This is a genomic window from Streptomyces sp. NPDC002490, from assembly GCF_040296045.1.
In the GTDB taxonomy this organism is placed as follows: domain Bacteria; phylum Actinomycetota; class Actinomycetes; order Streptomycetales; family Streptomycetaceae; genus Streptomyces.
In genome coordinates this window covers 67,389-82,154 of the sequence record NZ_JBEOWM010000014.1, presented here as the reverse complement: position 1 = coordinate 82,154, position 14,766 = coordinate 67,389, and the positions used below count along the sequence as shown (strand labels likewise).

Below are 14,766 nucleotides of genomic sequence, written 5' to 3'. Positions count from 1 at the left end.
TCCATAGACCTTGAGAAAGTTCATCAATAGGGGTTGCTGGTTCAAGAAAATCAATCTACAAATAAATGAAGGCAAGTTTGCAGACGGAAGGTGCCGACCGTGGACTGGCAGGAACTGACGAACCTGACCCGCGGACAGCCGTTCGTGGTGGAACGGGTCCGCCTCGCGGACGGCGACATCGCGATCGAAGGGCGGTTCGAGCCGCCGCAGCTGGCTCGACTCGACGTCGACGACCAGGTGTTCGTCGCGGCGTTCGTCCGCGCGCACGGGTCGATCAAGGAGATGGAGCGGATCTTCGGGGTGAGCTACCCGACGGTCAAGTCCCGGCTGAAGCGGATCGCCGGGCAGCTCGACTTCGTCGACACCGATCCGGCGCCCACGGACGCGGACGTCATCGAGCGGCTGCGGCGGGGGGAGATCAGCGCCGAGGAGGCACTGGCCGAGTTGGAGCGGCCGCGGTGATCCCCCGGTCGGTGACGGTGCGCCTGCACCGGTCGGACGGGTGGCGACGCCGAATCTGCGTCCCCGTCCCGCCGGTCCTGCTGGTGCTGTCGCCGTTGGTGCTGCTCGTGGCGGTGGCCGGGGCGGTCGTCTGCCTCGCCACCCGGATCCCCCCGCTGGGCGCGCTGCGCGCGGTGGGAGGGGTGCTGTGGGCGTTGCCCGGCACGCTGTGCGAGCTGGAGCGGGGCCGGACGGCCGTCCGTCCGTCTGGACATCAGGTGAATCGGAGGGGAACGACCATGGGGAACGAGCAACGCCGGCGAGTCCTGGACCTGTTGGCCGAGGGCAAGGTCACCGCGGAGGAGGCCGAACGGCTGATCGACGCGCTCGACCGGGAGCGGACCGAACCGCCGTCGAAGACGGCGCCCCGCTCCCCGTCGCGGCCCACGCACCTGCGCGTGGTGGTGAACGCGACGGACGAGGGCGACGGCGAAGGGGCGAGCCGGATCAACATCCGCATCCCGCTGCAACTGCTGCGCGCCGGCGTCCGGATCGCCAGCCTGTTGCCCCCGCAGGCGCTCGCCAAGGTCAATGCGGAGTTGAGCAGGTCGGGGGTGCCGATCGACCTGGCCCAGCTCAAGCCGCAGGACCTGGAGGAGCTCATCGACCACCTCGCCGACCTCACCGTCAACATCGACGACGCCGAGGCCGAGGTGCACGTGTTCTGCGAGTGACGCCGTCCGCGGCATGCCCCGTCCGGCCGGCTGACCGGGTGGGGGCGGGGTCAACGCGCCGGGGCTACCGGCGCGTTGCGGGGAACCTGAGGGTGGCCAGGACCGGCAGGTGGTCCGTGGCGGACCGGAGGTCGCCGGCGGTGACGCCCGGGAGGTCCTCGGGGACGCCGCACCCCAGCACCTCGACGCCGGGGGTCGCGAAGACGGCGTCGATCCGCTGGCGGGGGCCCCTGGCCGGGGAGGTGTGCTCGCTCCCCCGCGGCGCGGTGGCCCAGCCGTCCTGGAGGGACCCGGCGAGGCGCCGGAAGGCGGGGCCGTCCGGCCGTTCGTTGATGTCGCCGCCCGCCACGGCGTACGGGGTGTCGAAGGCCGCGACCCGGTCGAGCAGCAGTCCGGACTGGGCCAGCCGCTCGTCGTCCCGGAGCGAGAGGTGGCAGCTGAGGAACCCGACCCGGACCCCGCCGAAGCGGAGCACGGCGGTGGCGAAGCCGCGACGGTGCAACCCCGGGGTGAGCGGCAGCAGGACGTCCTCGGTGTGCTCCACGGTGGCCCGCAGCGAGCACAGCAGCGCGGGACCGGCGGCGGTGGCCCCGCCGGACAGGACGTACAGACCGCTGCCCGCAGCGAGCCGGGCCAGCTTCTTGCGCCAGCGGAAGAAGCGGGGGGCCTCCTGGACGAGGACCACGTCCGGCGCACCGGCCCGGATGACCCGGGCCAGCGCCGCGGTGTCGTCGCGCATCGACCGCACGTTGTAGCTGAGCACCCGCACCGTGGCCAAACCGTCGTCTTCCGCAACCGAGTTGACGTCCATGCCCCCAACGTACGCGGCCCGGCCGGTCGGTCGACACCGACACCCGGGGCGCACGGCTGACGTCGTGCGCCCCGGGTGCGGGCGGCCGTCAGCCCTGTCGGGCCAGGTCGGCGGCGCCCACCAGGCCGGCCCGGTTGCCCAGCTGGGCGGCCAGCACCTCGGCGTGCGGGCGCCAGTGCGAGCCGACCAACCAGCGGCGGAAGGAGCGGCGGATGGGGTCGAGGACGAGTTCCCCCTCGTCCGAGACGCCGCCGCCGACGATGAAGGCGGAGGGGTCGAGGAGGGAGGCCAGGTCGGCGAGTCCGGCGCCGACCCAACGGGCCAGCTCCCGGAAGGAGTCGACGGCCACCGGGTCGCCGGCGCGGGCCGCGTCGCTGACGTGCTTGCCCTCGATCCCGTCCGGGGTGCCGTCCCCGAGGCCCAGCAGCACCCCGGCGTTCTCGGGGGTGGCCCGGGCCCGCTGCCGGGCGTAGCGCACCAGGGCCCGGCCGCTGGCGTACTGCTCCCAGCACCCCTGGTTGCCGCATCCGCACAGCAGCCCGTCGGGCACCATCCGGACGTGACCGAACTCCGCGGCGACGCCGAAGCGACCGCGGCGCAGCTTGTTGCCGATGATGACGCCGCCCCCGATGCCGGTGCCCAGGGTGACGCAGACGACGTCCTCGTGGCCGCGGCCGGCACCGAAGCGGTACTCGCCCCAGGCGGCGGCGTTGGCGTCGTTCTCCACCACCACGGGCAGTCCGGCGCGCTGCTCGACCTCGTCCTTCAGCGGTTCGTTGCGCCAGTCGATGTTGGGGGCGAAGAGGACGGTGGCCCGCTTGTCGTCGACGTAGCCGGCGGCGCCGATGCCGACCGCCTCGATGTCGTGGCCCGCACCGGCGCCGGCGACCGCGGTGCAGATCGACTCGACGATGCCGTCGGGGGTGGGCGGCGTGGGCACGGTGTGCGTCTCCAGGATCGTGCCCTCTTCGTCGACCACTCCGGCCGCGATCTTCGTCCCGCCGATGTCGACCCCGATGGTCAGTCCCATATGTTCCTCAGCTCGGTCGTGCCCCGCACGGGCCACCGTACCCGAGGGCAGGAGTCAGTCGAGGTCGATCCGGCCGCCCCGGGCGGGGCCCTCGTCCGGGGGGTCCTGCTGGTCACGGGGGTCCTCGGCCTCGGGCGGGGTGCTCGGGGAGGGGGCGTCGCCCCGGGTCCAGCGGGTCTCCTGGGCCGAGACCGCCGAGCGGTAGGCGGCGAGCAGTTCGCCGCCCGCCGCGGCGAGGTGGTCGAAGACGTCCGGATTGCGTTCGATCACCGGTTCCACGGCCTCACGGGCCTGCTTCACCGCCTGCCGCACGACCCCCGAGGCGGCCGGCCCGAGCAGCGGGCCGGGAAGGTCGGAGAGCTTGTCGGCGACCGCGTCGACCAGCTTGCGCAGCTCCTCGGCGGCGGAGCCGGTCTGCGGGCCGTACCGGGCGCGCCGGCGGTCCCGCTCGGCGGCCAGGTCCTCGGCGCAGGCGGTGGACCAGGCGTCGTCGTCGGGGGCGTCCGGACCCCCGGCGGGGCCGTCGGGACCGGGTGCGGGGCGCTCGGCTTCGCTCATGTCGGGGTGACTCCTGCGGGAGAAGGTGGCTCGCCCCTTCGACGGTACCCGAACGGCGGCGGGCGTTTCACTTCCTGGGCCACAGGGCGGGGTCGGGGGTGCAGCGCACCCGCAGCGCCCCCTCGCTCAGTCCGGCCCCGGTGACCGTGCAGCGGCGCAGCGCGGAGGGCAGCGGCACGATCCTGCGGAACCGTCCCACGGTGAGGACCAGTTCGTCGCCGCGGCGCAGCAGGTCGAGTTCTCCGCGGACCGCCCCGGGCAGCGGGATCGTCCACACCAGGACGCCGTCGGCGGCCAGGCAGTCCTCGACCGGCCAGTGGACGGGCCGGGGCGGGGCGGCGTCGAGGGGCACGCCGAGTGCGGCGAGGTCGTCGAGGCCGCGGGGCTCGCGCCCCAGGTGCGGCAGCTCGTGCACGGGGGCCGCGGGCCGGGCGGTCCAGTCGTCGAGCGCGGCACGCTGCTGGGCGAGGGGCCCGGCGAGCCAGCTGCCGGCCGCGTCCCCGTCGAGGGACCGGGGCAGGGTGCGGCTGGCGAGCAGGGCGTCGACCCGCAGGGCGTGCAGGGCGAAGCCGGTGGTGGCGGTGGCCAGGGCGGTGGTGGCGGCGGGGCCGGGTTCGGCGACCAGCCGGACGGTGGTGGTGGGGGCGGCCACGACGGCCTCGACGGCGGCGAGTTCGCGGTCCCAGCGGTCGACGGTCTCGTAGAGGCCCTCGGTGGGCAGCGGTATGCCGGCGAGCCGGCCGAGGACGGGGCGCAGCCCGCTGGCCGCGCGGCGTTCGGCGGGCAGCAACCGGCGCAGGTAGCGGCGCAGTTGCGGGGGCAGGGCCAGCAGGGACAGGGCCCGGTCGAGCGGTGGCAGGTCGACCACCACCACGTCCGTGTCGGCGACCTGGGCGCTCTCCCGCAGGGCGCGGAAGACGGCGGCCTCCTCGGCGCCGGGCAGCGGGGTGAGCTCCTCGGCCTCCAGGCGGGCGGCGCCGGCGAGGTCGAGGGCGGGGGCGGCCCACTCCTGGAGGCGCAGCAGGTCGGCGCCGAAGGGCGCGGCGGCGGGGCGCCAGGCGGTGAGGGGCGCGTCCGGGCCCGCGATCCGCACCGGGTGGGGGCCGGTGGGGGTGGCGAGGGCGGCGCCGAGGCCGTCCGCGGGGTCGGCCGACAGGACCAGGGTCCGGTGGCCGGCGCGGGCGGCGGTCAGTGCGGTGGCCGCGGCGGCGGTGCTGCGGCCCGCTCCGCCGGGGCCCGTGACGAGGATCGTTCGCATGCCCGCACGCTAGTACCCGTGCGGGGGCGGTCGTGCGGGCGGCCGGCGGTCGCGGGCCGGGGGCGGCGGGTCAGTCGGACTCGACGCGCTTCTTGAGTCCGGCCAGGGCCCAGTCGATGATGACCTTCTCGGCCTTGCGCTTGATCATCCCGAGCATGGGGATCTTGACGTCGACGGTCAGCTGGTAGGTGACCTCGGTGGCCGCGTCGCCGACGTCCTTCAGCAGGTAGGAGCCGTCCAGGGAGCGCAGCATCTGCGACTTCACCAGGGTCCAGCTCACCTCGTGCTCCCCGTGCCAGGTGTAGCCGAGGGTCTGGTCGTCCTTGATCGCGCCCGCGTCCATGACCAGCCGCACCTGTTCGGCGCGGCCCTCCGGGTCGGTGGCCAGCACCTGGGCCTCCTTCACCTCGCCGGTCCAGTCCGGGTAGCGGGCGAAGTCGGCGATCACGGCCATGACGTCGGCCGGAGCGGCCTCGATCCTGATGCTCGAACTGGTGTACTCCGCCATCGCCGTGGCTCCTCCCGATGCGGTCGGTGGGTGCGGGGTGCGCGTGTGCCACGCGCGGGATCAGGGATGAAGGCTACCGCGGAGCGCTGACCGGCCGTTCCCGACCCCGGGCCGGCGCGGCCCGGCCGCCGGACGGGTCACCACCGGAGCACCCAGGGCCGTCCGGTGCGGGCGAAGTGTCCGACGTTCACGCACTCCGTGGCGCCGATCCGCATGCGCGGGGCGAGGGGTTGGTGCACATGGCCGAAGAGGGCGTAGCGGGGGCGGGTGCGCCGGATAGCGTCGAGCAGGGCCCGGCTGCCCCGCTCGAAGCGTCGCGGCACCGTGTCGTAGAGCAACTCGGGCACGTCGGGCGGGATGTGGCTGCACAGCACGTCCACCTCGCCGAGGGCCTCGACCTTGGCCGCGTACTCCTCCTCGGGGACCTCGTAGGGGGTGCGCAGGTGGCTGGGCAGGCCGCCGCCGACGAAGCCGAAGGTCCGGCCGGCGATCTCCACCCGCTCCCCGTCCAGGACGGTCGTCCCGGGGCGGGCGTACTCGGGCCAGAGGGCCGGCAGGTCGACGTTGCCGTAGGTGGCGTACGTAGGAGTGGGGAGGGCCGCGAACAGTTCTGCGTACTGCTTGCGCACGGCGCCCACCACGACGGTGTCGTGGTCGACGCCCTCCCACAGCCCGCGCGCCAGGGCCCGGGCCTCCGTGAAGCGGCGGGCGGTGCGCAGGGCGATCAGTCGACGGGCGTTGGCCTCGCCGAAGAGTTCGGCGAAGATCCCGCGGGCGGGGTCGGCGTAGTCGAGGAAGAGCAGCAGGTCACCGAGGCAGACGAGGGCGTCGGCACCCTCCCCCGCCCGGGCCAGGTCACGGACGTTGCCGTGCACGTCGCTCACGACGTGGATGCGGGCGTGGCGGGTTCGCGGAGGGACGGCAGCCATGGGGATCACCCTAGGGTGGGCCGGACGAAGGTGGGTAGAGGGTGCCGGACCTGCGGTTACTTCCCAGTCGGAAACAGGGTGGACTACTGTGCGCAAAGGAACGCGCCGGGATGTGACGCAACGAACATCTGGCCGGAACCCTCTATCGAAGGGTCGTACCGGTCGGTAACGTCCGGGCCGTCCTGCCGTGCCACCGCGCTCCGAGCCCGGCGTCCGCGTGCCGCACCCGGTCGCGGAGCCGGTGAGGGACCCGAGGGCACATGCCGAGCCGTGACCGGACCGTCGCAGCGACACACCGTCGTGGCGCCGGCGCCCTATGAGGAGCAGCAGCCTTGCGCGAGTTCAGCCTTCCGGCCCTGTACGAGGTCCCGACGGACGGCAACCTGACGGACATCGTTCGGAGAAACGCCGCCCGGCACTCCGAGGTGGCGGTGATCGCCCGCAAGGCGGACGGCGCCTGGCAGGACGTGACGGCGCGCGAGTTCCTGGCCGAGGTCGAGTCCGCGGCCAAGGGCCTGATCGCAGCCGGGGTGGCCGCCGGGGACCGGGTCGCCCTGATGTCGCGCACCCGCTACGAGTGGACGCTGCTGGACTTCGCGATCTGGAGCGCGGGCGCCGTCAGCGTCCCGGTCTACGAGACCAGCTCGCCGGAGCAGATCGAGTGGATCCTCGCCGATGCGGGTGCGGTGGCCTGCATCGTCGAACAGGACGCGCACGCGGCGGCGGTGGCCTCGGTGCGCGAGCGCCTCCCCCTGTTGCGCCACGTCTGGCAGATCGACCTCGCGGAGCCCGGGGGCAACGGCGCGATCGCGGAGCTCGGGCGGCTCGGCGCCGACCTCGCGGACGGGGACGCGCTCGTCGCCGAGCGGGGTGGCCACGCCAAGGCCGACGACCCCGCCACCATCATCTACACCTCCGGCACCACGGGGCGCCCCAAGGGCTGTGTGCTGACCCACCGCAGCTTCCTCGCCGAGTGCGGCAACGTCGTGGCGCGGCTGCGGCCCCTGTTCCGCACCGGCGAGTGCTCGATCCTGCTGTTCCTCCCGCTGGCGCACGTCTTCGGCCGCATGGTGCAGATCGCACCGATGATGGCCCCGATCCGGCTGGGCTGCGTACCGGACATCCGTCAGCTCACCGACGAACTCGCCTCCTTCCGGCCCACGTTGATCCTCGGCGTGCCCCGGGTCTTCGAGAAGGTCTACAACGGCGCCCGGGCCAAGGCACAGGCGGACGGCAAGGGGAAGATCTTCGACCGGGCCGCCGCCACGGCCATCGCCTACAGCCGCGCCCGGGACACCGGCGGCCCCTCCCTGGGGCTGCGGATCAAGCACAAGGTCTTCGACAAGCTCGTCTACGGCAAGTTGCGGGCGGTGCTCGGCGGGCGCGGCGAGTACGCCATCTCGGGCGGCGCCCCGCTCGGCGAGCGGCTCGGACACTTCTTCCGCGGCATCGGCTTCAGCGTGCTGGAGGGGTACGGCCTCACCGAGACCTGCGCGGCGACCACCTTCAACCCGTGGGACCGGCAGAAGATCGGCACGGTGGGGCAGCCGCTGCCCGGTTCGGTGGTCCGCATCGCCGACGACGGCGAGGTGCTGCTGCACGGCGAGCACCTGTTCACCGGGTACTGGAACGACGAGGCCGCGACCGCCGAGGCGCTGCGCGACGGCTGGTTCCACACCGGGGACATCGGCACCCTGGACGAGGACGGCTACCTGCGGATCACCGGCCGCAAGAAGGAGATCATCGTCACCGCCGGCGGCAAGAACGTCGCCCCCGCGGTGATCGAGGACCGCATCCGAGCCCACGCCCTGGTCGCGGAGTGCATGGTGGTCGGCGACGGGCGCCCCTTCGTGGGAGCGCTGATCACGTTGGACGAGGAGTTCCTGGGCCGCTGGGCCCGTGCCCACGGCAAGCCCGCCGACGCCACGCCCGGCTCGCTGCGCGAGGACCCCGAGCTGCTGGCCGCCATCCAGCGCGCCGTGGACGACGGCAACGCGGCGGTGTCCAAGGCCGAGTCGGTCCGCAAGTTCCGTGTCCTGCCCGGGCAGTTCACCGAGGAGACCGGACATCTGACCCCCTCGCTGAAGCTGAAGCGGAACGTCGTCGCACGGGACTTCGCGGACGAGGTCGAGGCCATCTACCGGCGGTGACGGTCCTCAGCCCCGCCCGGCCACCAGGTCGGGCAGGGCCTCGCGCACCGCGCGGACCAGGTCCTCGCTGACCTCGGTGGCGGCGGCCCCGCCGGCGATCGGGTTGCTGCCGGCCCGCTGGCCGAGGACCACCCCGAGGACCAGTCGGGGCACTCCGGCCACCTCCTGGCGCACCGCCCACACCAGGTTCCCGCCGGCCGGCGTGGACGAACCGGTCTTGAGGCCGATCACCCCGTGCCGTCCCAGCAGCTTGTTGGTGTTGGCCACCCGGACCCCGGGCGCGGTGACCTCCCGGACCGCCACCACCTCGCGGAAGACCGGGTCCTCCATGGCGGCCCGGGCCAGCCGGAGTTGGTCGGCGGCGGTGCTGGTGGTGGTGGCCTCCAGCCCGCTGGGGCCGGTGTAGGTGGTGTCGGCGAGGCCGAGTTCCCGGGCGGTGGCGTTCATCTTGGCGACGAAGGCCCGCTCGTCGCCCGCGTCCCAACGGGCCAACAGACGGGCGACGTTGTTGGCGGAACCCACCATCAGGTACTCCAGCAGCTCCCGCTGGCTGTAGGTCCGCCCGGCCTCGACCGGGACGGTCGACTCGGTGCCGGAGTACGACTCGTCGGCGGCCCGTTGGTCGACGACGATGTCGGCGCCGTCCTCGCCGGGGCGCATCGGGTGCTCCCGGAGCAGGACGTGGGCGGTCATGACCTTGGTGATGCTGGCGATCGGCACCGGGGTCCGGGAGCCCCGGGTGCCGAGGCTGCCCACGCCCTCCACGCTGATGCTGGCCTGCCCCTCGGTGGGCCAGGGCAGGTCCAGCCCGTCGGCCGCCGCGGCCACCGGCGGGGCCCCGGGGGTGCGGGGGGCGGCGGCGGACGGGCCTGTGGTGTCCAGCACCAGCCAGGCGACGGTGCCGGCCATCAGGACGGCCGCGGCGAGCAGCGCCGTCAGCAGGGGGCGCCAGACGCCCCGGCGGGACACGCGCGGATGACTGTGGTCGGGGAACACGGAGGACCTCCGGGAAGCGGGCGGTGGGGGTGCGTCGTTCGCACCCCCACAGCCTCGGGGAGGGGGTCTTCCGGGCCGGTTCGACACCGTTTCGGTCACCGCGTGACCGGGTTGCGGTTCTGTTTCGGCCGGGCTGGGGGGCGGTTCAGGCCAGGTCGAGGGTGGCGACCGCGCCGCCGTCCGGGGCGTTGGCGAAGGTGAGCCGGGCCCCGAGCACCCCGGCCTGGCCCCGGGCGACGGTCAGCCCGAGCCCGTGTCCGCGGCCCCGCTCGCTGGCCCCGGTGCGGAACCGCTGCGGCCCGTGCTCCAACAGCTCGGCGGGGAACCCCGGCCCGTGGTCGCGCACGGTGATCCGGGTGCCGGCGACGGCCACCTCGACGGGCGCCGCACCGTGCCGGTGGGCGTTGGCGACCAGGTTGACCACGATCCGTTCCACCCGCCGCGGATCGGTCTCCACCACCGCCGGGTCCCGGAGGGTGACCCGCGGCCGGACGGCCTCCTCCGGGCCGGTGCGCCGCACCACGTCGGCGACGAACTCGCCGAGCGGCACCCGGTCCGGGCGGGCACGTTCGGCGCCCGCGTCCAGTCGGGAGATCTCCAGCAGGTCCTCGACCAGCGCGGTCAACGCCCGCACCCGGTCCCGGACCAGGACGGTCGCCTCGTCGTCCTCGCGCAGCAGCCCGGCGGCGGTCGCCAGGCCCATCAGCGGGGTGCGCAGCTCATGGGCGACGTCGGCGGTGAAGCGGCGCTCGTCCTCCAGCTTGCGCTGGAGCGCCGCGGCCATCTCGTCCACGGCCGCGGACATCTCGGTGATCTCGTCGCGGGCCCGGCCCGGTCGGCCGATCCGGGCGTCGAGGTCGCCGTCGGCGATGATCCGGGCGGTGCGGGCGCCGTAGCGCAGCCGTCGGTTGACCGGCTCGGTGGCCAGGGCGGCCAGCGGCACCACCACGGCGAGCGCGGCGAACAGCGAGAAGAGGATGCGCCGGTCCAGGAGCTGGCGGTTGCGCTCCTCCTTGCTCATGTCCTGCCGGAAGACCAGCATCCGGTCCCCGACGTCGACGGCACCCCACATCCAGTACCAGTTGGGCGGGTCGGTGTCGTACCAGAGGCCGATGCCGCCGCCACGGGCCGTGTCCTCGGCGAGCGAGCGGGCGAGCGGGGCCGGCAGTTCGGCCCGGTCCCACTCGATCACCGGCAGCTTCACCTGTCGGGAGCGCCCGTACTCCTGCTCCGCCTCCGCCAGCCGGTCCGTGACCTGGCCGCGCAGCAGGTTCATGGAACGGTCGTGGGCGGCGTCGCGGATCAGCACGCCGACCACCGCGGCGACCGCACAGCAGGCCGCCGTGGTCAGGGCGGCGATCTTGAAGCGCAGACTGCGGAAGGGGGGCGGGAGCACGGCGGTCAGCCGCGGACGAGCTTGTAGCCGAAGCCGCGGACCGTCTCGATGCGCCCGCTGCCGATCTTCTTCCGCAGCCGCAGCACGCACAGGTCGACGACCCGGGTGTCGCCCTCCCAGCCGTAGTCCCAGACCTCGCGCAGCAACCGGCGCCGGTCGAGGACCGCACCGGGCGCCGAGACGAACTCCAGCAGCAGCCGCAGTTCGGTGGGGGTCAGCGGGACGGTGCGGCCGTCCACCCGGACCTCCAGGCCGCGGGTGTCCACGCTCAGGTCACCGAAGACCAGGGTGTCCCCGGGCTCCGGCTCGGGCACCGCGTCGGACGGGGCGGGCGGCTGGAAGGCGGCGCGGCGCAGCAGGGTCCGGATGCGGGCCACCAGGACGGCGGTGTCGACCGGTTTGACCACGTAGTCGTCGGCGCCGGCCTCCAGCCCGGCGACCACGTCGAGGGAGTCGCCGCGCGCGGACATCATCAGGATCGGGACGAGGCTCTCCTCCCGGACCCGGCGGCACACCCCGATGCCGTCGAGCTCGGGCAGCATCACGTCGAGGATCAGCAGGTCGTGCCCGCCGCTGCGGAAGGCTTCCAGCCCGGCGAGCCCGTCCGCGGCGACGGCGACCCGGTAGCCGTACCGTTCCAGGGCGAGCTGGACGCCGCGGCGGATGGTGGCGTCGTCCTCCACCAGCAGCACGCTGACGGGGTCCGGGACTCGGGCTGGGGGCACGGCTTCTTCCTGGTCGTACGGTCGGTTCGTCCTACGCATGGTAGCCATCCGGTCGGGGCGGGCGCGGTCACGGCCGGAGGGCGGCGGCCACCGGCAGGTGGTCGCTTCCGGTGGCGGGCAGGGTCCAGGACGCCTGCGGGGCGAGGCCGCGGACCAGGACGTCGTCGATGCGGACCACCGGGAACGCGGCGGGCCAGGTGAAGCCGAAGCCGTCGCCGGCCTCCCGCTGCGCGGAGCGCAACCCGGAGGTGAGCGGTGCCAGTGCCCGGTCCCGATGGGTGCCGTTGAAGTCGCCGAGGACCACGACCCGGTCCAGCGGCTCGGCGCGCACCGCCTCGGCGAGCAACCGGCCCGCCTCGTCGCGGCGTCCGGTGGTGAAGCCGGCGAAGGGGCTGACCCGCACCGAGGCGAGGTGGGCGGCGTACACCGCGACCGGGCCCTTCGGGGTGTGGACGGTGGCCCGCACGGCACGGGTCCACGGCATGATCTCCACCGGGGCGACCTCGGTGAGCCGGTACCGGCTCCACAGCCCGACCCCGCCGTGCACCCGGTGGTACGGGTAGGCGGCCAGTTCGCGCACGTAGACCGAGGGGTCCCGGGGCAGTTCCTCCAGGGCGAGCAGATCGGCGTCGGCCGCGGCCAGGGCCCGGGCGGTGCGCACCGGCTCGGGGTTGTCCTCGTCGACGTTGTGGCTGAGCACGGTGAGGGTGCCGGTGCCGCCCCGGGCGCCGGAGCGGTCGGTGAGCTCCGGGGTGAAGAGGGCCGCCCACACCACGGCGGGCAGCAGCGTCGCCGCCGCTCCCCGCCGGGAGCGCAGCCCGAGGGACAGGGCCAGCAGCACCGGCACGCCCAGCCCGACCCAGGGCAGCAGCGTCTGCACCAGGCTGCCCAGGTTGCCGACCCGGTTGGGCAGGTGGGCGTGGAGGACCAGCGGTGCGGTGCAGAGCAGGGCGAGCACGATCAGCCACCCGCCGCGGCGGTCGGGGCGCGCGGCCGGGGACGGTCCGGCGGGCGCCGGGGCGGGGGCCGCCGTCGACGGGGCGGTGTCGGCACTCTTCGGCGGGGAGCCCGGCGGACTGAGCACGGTACGTCCCTTTCGGGGTCGGGGTGCACCCGGGACCGGGTGTGCGCCCCAGCCTGCGGGAGGCGGGCTTCCGGCCGGTCTGGGCTCCGCTTCGGACACCGCGCGGCTGTGTTGCGGACGTGTTTCGAGGCGCCGGTGACGGGTCAGGGGCGGGCGCCGGGGTGCGCGTCGCGGTGCACCAGCGCGGCCTGCACCCGGTTGACGCAGTCCAGCTTGGTCAGCACCCGGCTCACGTAGGTCTTGATGGTCAGCTCCGTCATCCGCAGCCGGCGGGCGATCTGGGCGTTGGAGAGCCCTTCGGCGACCAGCCCCAGCACCTCCGCCTCCCGGGCGGTGAGCCGGGCCAGGCGGTCGGCCGCGTCCTGGTGGCGGGCGACCCGTTCGACGCCGACGGTGTCCAGCAGCAGCCGGGTCACCCGGGGGGACAGGAAGGCGTCCCCGGCGTGGGCCGCGCGCACCGCCCGGAGCAGTTCCCCCGGTTCGCAGTTCTTGAGCACGTAACCGGCCGCCCCGTGCCCCAGGGCGGCCAGGACGTGGGGCCGGGTGCCGAAGGCCGTCAGCAGCACGCACCGGGTGTCCGGCGCACGGTCGCGGATGCGGGCCGCCGCGTCCAACCCGCCGAGCACCGGCATGACGACGTCCAGCAGGGCCACGTCCGGCCGGTGGCGCACCACGGCGTCCACGGCGGCGCTGCCGTCGCCCGCGACCCCGATGACCTCGATGTCCGGGGCGGAGCCGAGGACGGTCTCGATGCCGGCCGCGATCAGCGGTTCGTCGTCGGCGATCACCACCCGGATCACTCAGCCCACCCCCACCAGCATGCAGCCGGGCACCAGGACGAACAGCAGGAGGCCGGCGGCGAGGCCCTGGACCGCGAGCCGGACCGGACGCCCGCCCGGCCCACCAGGCCCGGCGGCGGGCCCGGGTCCGTCCTCCTGCCGCGCGGGCAGCATGGCCCAGAGGCGGAAGCCCTCCGGCACCGGGCCGTGGTCGAGCAGCCCGCCGACCCCGTGCACCCGTTCGCGGAGCCCGGCCAGCCCGTGGCCGGCGGTCCCCGCCGGGGACGGGGCCCGGAGCGGGCCCCGGCTGAGGACGGTGAGCAGGGCCGCATCGCCCTCCCACGCCAGGGAGACCGTCACGGCCCGGCCGGGGGCGTGCTTGACCGCGTTGGTCAGCCCCTCCTGCACCACCCGGTGGGCGGCCCGCCACCCCTCCTCGGTCAGCTCCGCCGGCTCGCCGGTGCAGGAGAGTTCGACCGGGACGCCTGCCTCGCGGAACTCCGCGGCGAGAGCGGCGAGAGCGGCCGTCCCGGCGTCGCGCGCGGCCGGCGCCGGTTCCTCGTGGCCGCGCAGCGCGCCGACCAACTCGTGCAGTTCGTCCACCGCGGCCCGGGTGGCGCGCGCCAGGCGGCCGATCGCCTCCCGGTGCTCGGCGGGCGGATCGGCCACCTCCAGGGCGGCGGCCTGCACGGAGACCAGGCCGAGCCGTTGGCCCAGCGCGTCGTGCATGTCCCGGGCGATCCGCAGCCGTTCGGCCAGCCGTTCCCGCTCGGCGAGGAGTTCCTGGCGGCGGACGAGTTGTCGGTTGCGCTGGGACAGGGCGGCCACCAGCAGCTCGTGCTGGGCCTGGTGACGGCCGACCAGCAGGGGCATCGCGACGAACACCAGGTATCCGGTGACGATCGGGGCGGCTCCGGCGCCGGCGGGCGCCACCACCAACTGCGCCGCGAGCCCTCCGCACACCGCGCCCAGGACGACCGTGTTGCCGGCCCGCGTGGCGGAAGCCCGCCCGGCCCGGTAGCCGCTCCACAGCAGCACCGCGTACGCCGCGGAGAAGGCGGCGAAGAGGGCCAGCACGACGGTGAAGACCGCGATCGGTGCCCGCCGGCCGCCGACGGCCAGCAGTGCGTACCCGCAGGCCGCGGCCCACCAGGGGGCCGCCCCCGGATGGGCGGCCAGCACCAGCACGGTGTCCACCGCCGCCACGAGGAGGGCGCCGAGCACACGGAGGACGGCGGAGGGCGGCCGGATCATGGGCAGCAGCGTAGGCCGGAGGGCCGGGCCGGCGCCACGTCCACCAAGGAGGACCGGCCCCGCCCACTTCCGGCGACGGTGCCGGGGCGGGGCCGGCCCCTAGCGTCGATGCC

Annotated in this window: 15 protein-coding genes; 3 read left to right on the top strand and 12 right to left on the bottom strand. The window is 74.7% G+C overall.

Annotation, left to right across the window (positions count from 1 at the left end; all coding sequences use genetic code 11):
• Positions 1-99: 99 nt before the first annotated feature.
• Positions 100-462 carry a DUF2089 domain-containing protein gene (locus ABT092_RS11620; RefSeq protein ID WP_351242455.1) on the top strand — a complete coding sequence of 121 codons (363 nt, stop codon included), beginning with the start codon at positions 100-102 and terminating at the stop codon, positions 460-462.
• On the top strand, positions 459-1,175 hold the full coding sequence (locus ABT092_RS11615; protein WP_351242453.1) for an SHOCT-like domain-containing protein: 717 nt from the start codon (positions 459-461) through the stop codon (positions 1,173-1,175). Before ABT092_RS11620 ends, ABT092_RS11615 begins: the two co-directional genes overlap by 4 nt.
• A gap of 64 nt (positions 1,176-1,239) precedes the next feature.
• Here ABT092_RS11615 and ABT092_RS11610 read toward each other — a convergent pair whose 3' ends face one another.
• The 6 genes from ABT092_RS11610 to ABT092_RS11585 form a co-directional block, all read right to left on the bottom strand.
• Positions 1,240-1,986, bottom strand: a complete 747-nt coding sequence (locus ABT092_RS11610) for an endonuclease/exonuclease/phosphatase family protein (RefSeq protein ID WP_351242451.1) — start codon at positions 1,984-1,986, stop codon at positions 1,240-1,242.
• Between the two features lie 88 nt (positions 1,987-2,074).
• Positions 2,075-3,016, bottom strand: coding sequence for an ROK family glucokinase (locus ABT092_RS11605; RefSeq protein WP_351242449.1), 942 nt, complete (start codon positions 3,014-3,016; stop codon positions 2,075-2,077).
• A 54-nt stretch (positions 3,017-3,070) separates the two neighbouring features.
• Positions 3,071-3,574 (bottom strand): DUF5304 domain-containing protein, encoded by a 504-nt coding sequence (locus ABT092_RS11600; RefSeq protein WP_351242447.1) that lies wholly within the window; start codon positions 3,572-3,574, stop codon positions 3,071-3,073.
• Between the two features lie 67 nt (positions 3,575-3,641).
• Complete coding sequence (locus ABT092_RS11595) at positions 3,642-4,832, bottom strand: ArsA family ATPase (RefSeq protein WP_351242445.1); 1,191 nt, start codon at positions 4,830-4,832, stop codon at positions 3,642-3,644.
• Between the two features lie 70 nt (positions 4,833-4,902).
• Positions 4,903-5,340 carry an SRPBCC family protein gene (locus ABT092_RS11590; protein ID WP_351242443.1) on the bottom strand — a complete coding sequence of 146 codons (438 nt, stop codon included), beginning with the start codon at positions 5,338-5,340 and terminating at the stop codon, positions 4,903-4,905.
• Positions 5,341-5,477: 137 nt separating this feature from the next.
• Positions 5,478-6,269: a metallophosphoesterase family protein gene (locus tag ABT092_RS11585; RefSeq protein WP_351242441.1), complete on the bottom strand. Its 792-nt coding sequence runs from the start codon at positions 6,267-6,269 to the stop codon at positions 5,478-5,480.
• Positions 6,270-6,601: 332 nt separating this feature from the next.
• Between ABT092_RS11585 and ABT092_RS11580 the strand changes: the two genes are divergently transcribed.
• On the top strand, positions 6,602-8,419 hold the full coding sequence (locus tag ABT092_RS11580) for an AMP-dependent synthetase/ligase (protein WP_351242439.1): 1,818 nt from the start codon (positions 6,602-6,604) through the stop codon (positions 8,417-8,419).
• A gap of 6 nt (positions 8,420-8,425) precedes the next feature.
• On the opposite strand, the gene ABT092_RS11575 is transcribed toward ABT092_RS11580, so the two are convergent.
• The 6 genes from ABT092_RS11575 to ABT092_RS11550 form a co-directional block, all read right to left on the bottom strand.
• Positions 8,426-9,328: a D-alanyl-D-alanine carboxypeptidase family protein gene (locus ABT092_RS11575; protein WP_502968423.1), complete on the bottom strand. Its 903-nt coding sequence runs from the start codon at positions 9,326-9,328 to the stop codon at positions 8,426-8,428.
• Positions 9,329-9,560: 232 nt separating this feature from the next.
• Positions 9,561-10,811 carry a sensor histidine kinase gene (locus ABT092_RS11570; RefSeq protein ID WP_351242435.1) on the bottom strand — a complete coding sequence of 417 codons (1,251 nt, stop codon included), beginning with the start codon at positions 10,809-10,811 and terminating at the stop codon, positions 9,561-9,563.
• 5 nt (positions 10,812-10,816) lie between these two features.
• Positions 10,817-11,575, bottom strand: coding sequence for a two-component system response regulator CseB (cseB, locus tag ABT092_RS11565; protein WP_351242433.1), 759 nt, complete (start codon positions 11,573-11,575; stop codon positions 10,817-10,819).
• A 28-nt stretch (positions 11,576-11,603) separates the two neighbouring features.
• The gene (locus ABT092_RS11560) at positions 11,604-12,500 is read right to left on the bottom strand and encodes an endonuclease/exonuclease/phosphatase family protein (RefSeq protein WP_502968422.1); all 897 of its coding nucleotides are present in this window, start codon (positions 12,498-12,500) and stop codon (positions 11,604-11,606) included.
• Positions 12,501-12,763: 263 nt separating this feature from the next.
• The gene (locus tag ABT092_RS11555) at positions 12,764-13,420 is read right to left on the bottom strand and encodes a response regulator (RefSeq protein WP_351242429.1); all 657 of its coding nucleotides are present in this window, start codon (positions 13,418-13,420) and stop codon (positions 12,764-12,766) included.
• On the bottom strand, positions 13,421-14,653 hold the full coding sequence (locus tag ABT092_RS11550; protein ID WP_351242427.1) for a sensor histidine kinase: 1,233 nt from the start codon (positions 14,651-14,653) through the stop codon (positions 13,421-13,423).
• Positions 14,654-14,766 lie beyond the last annotated feature (113 nt).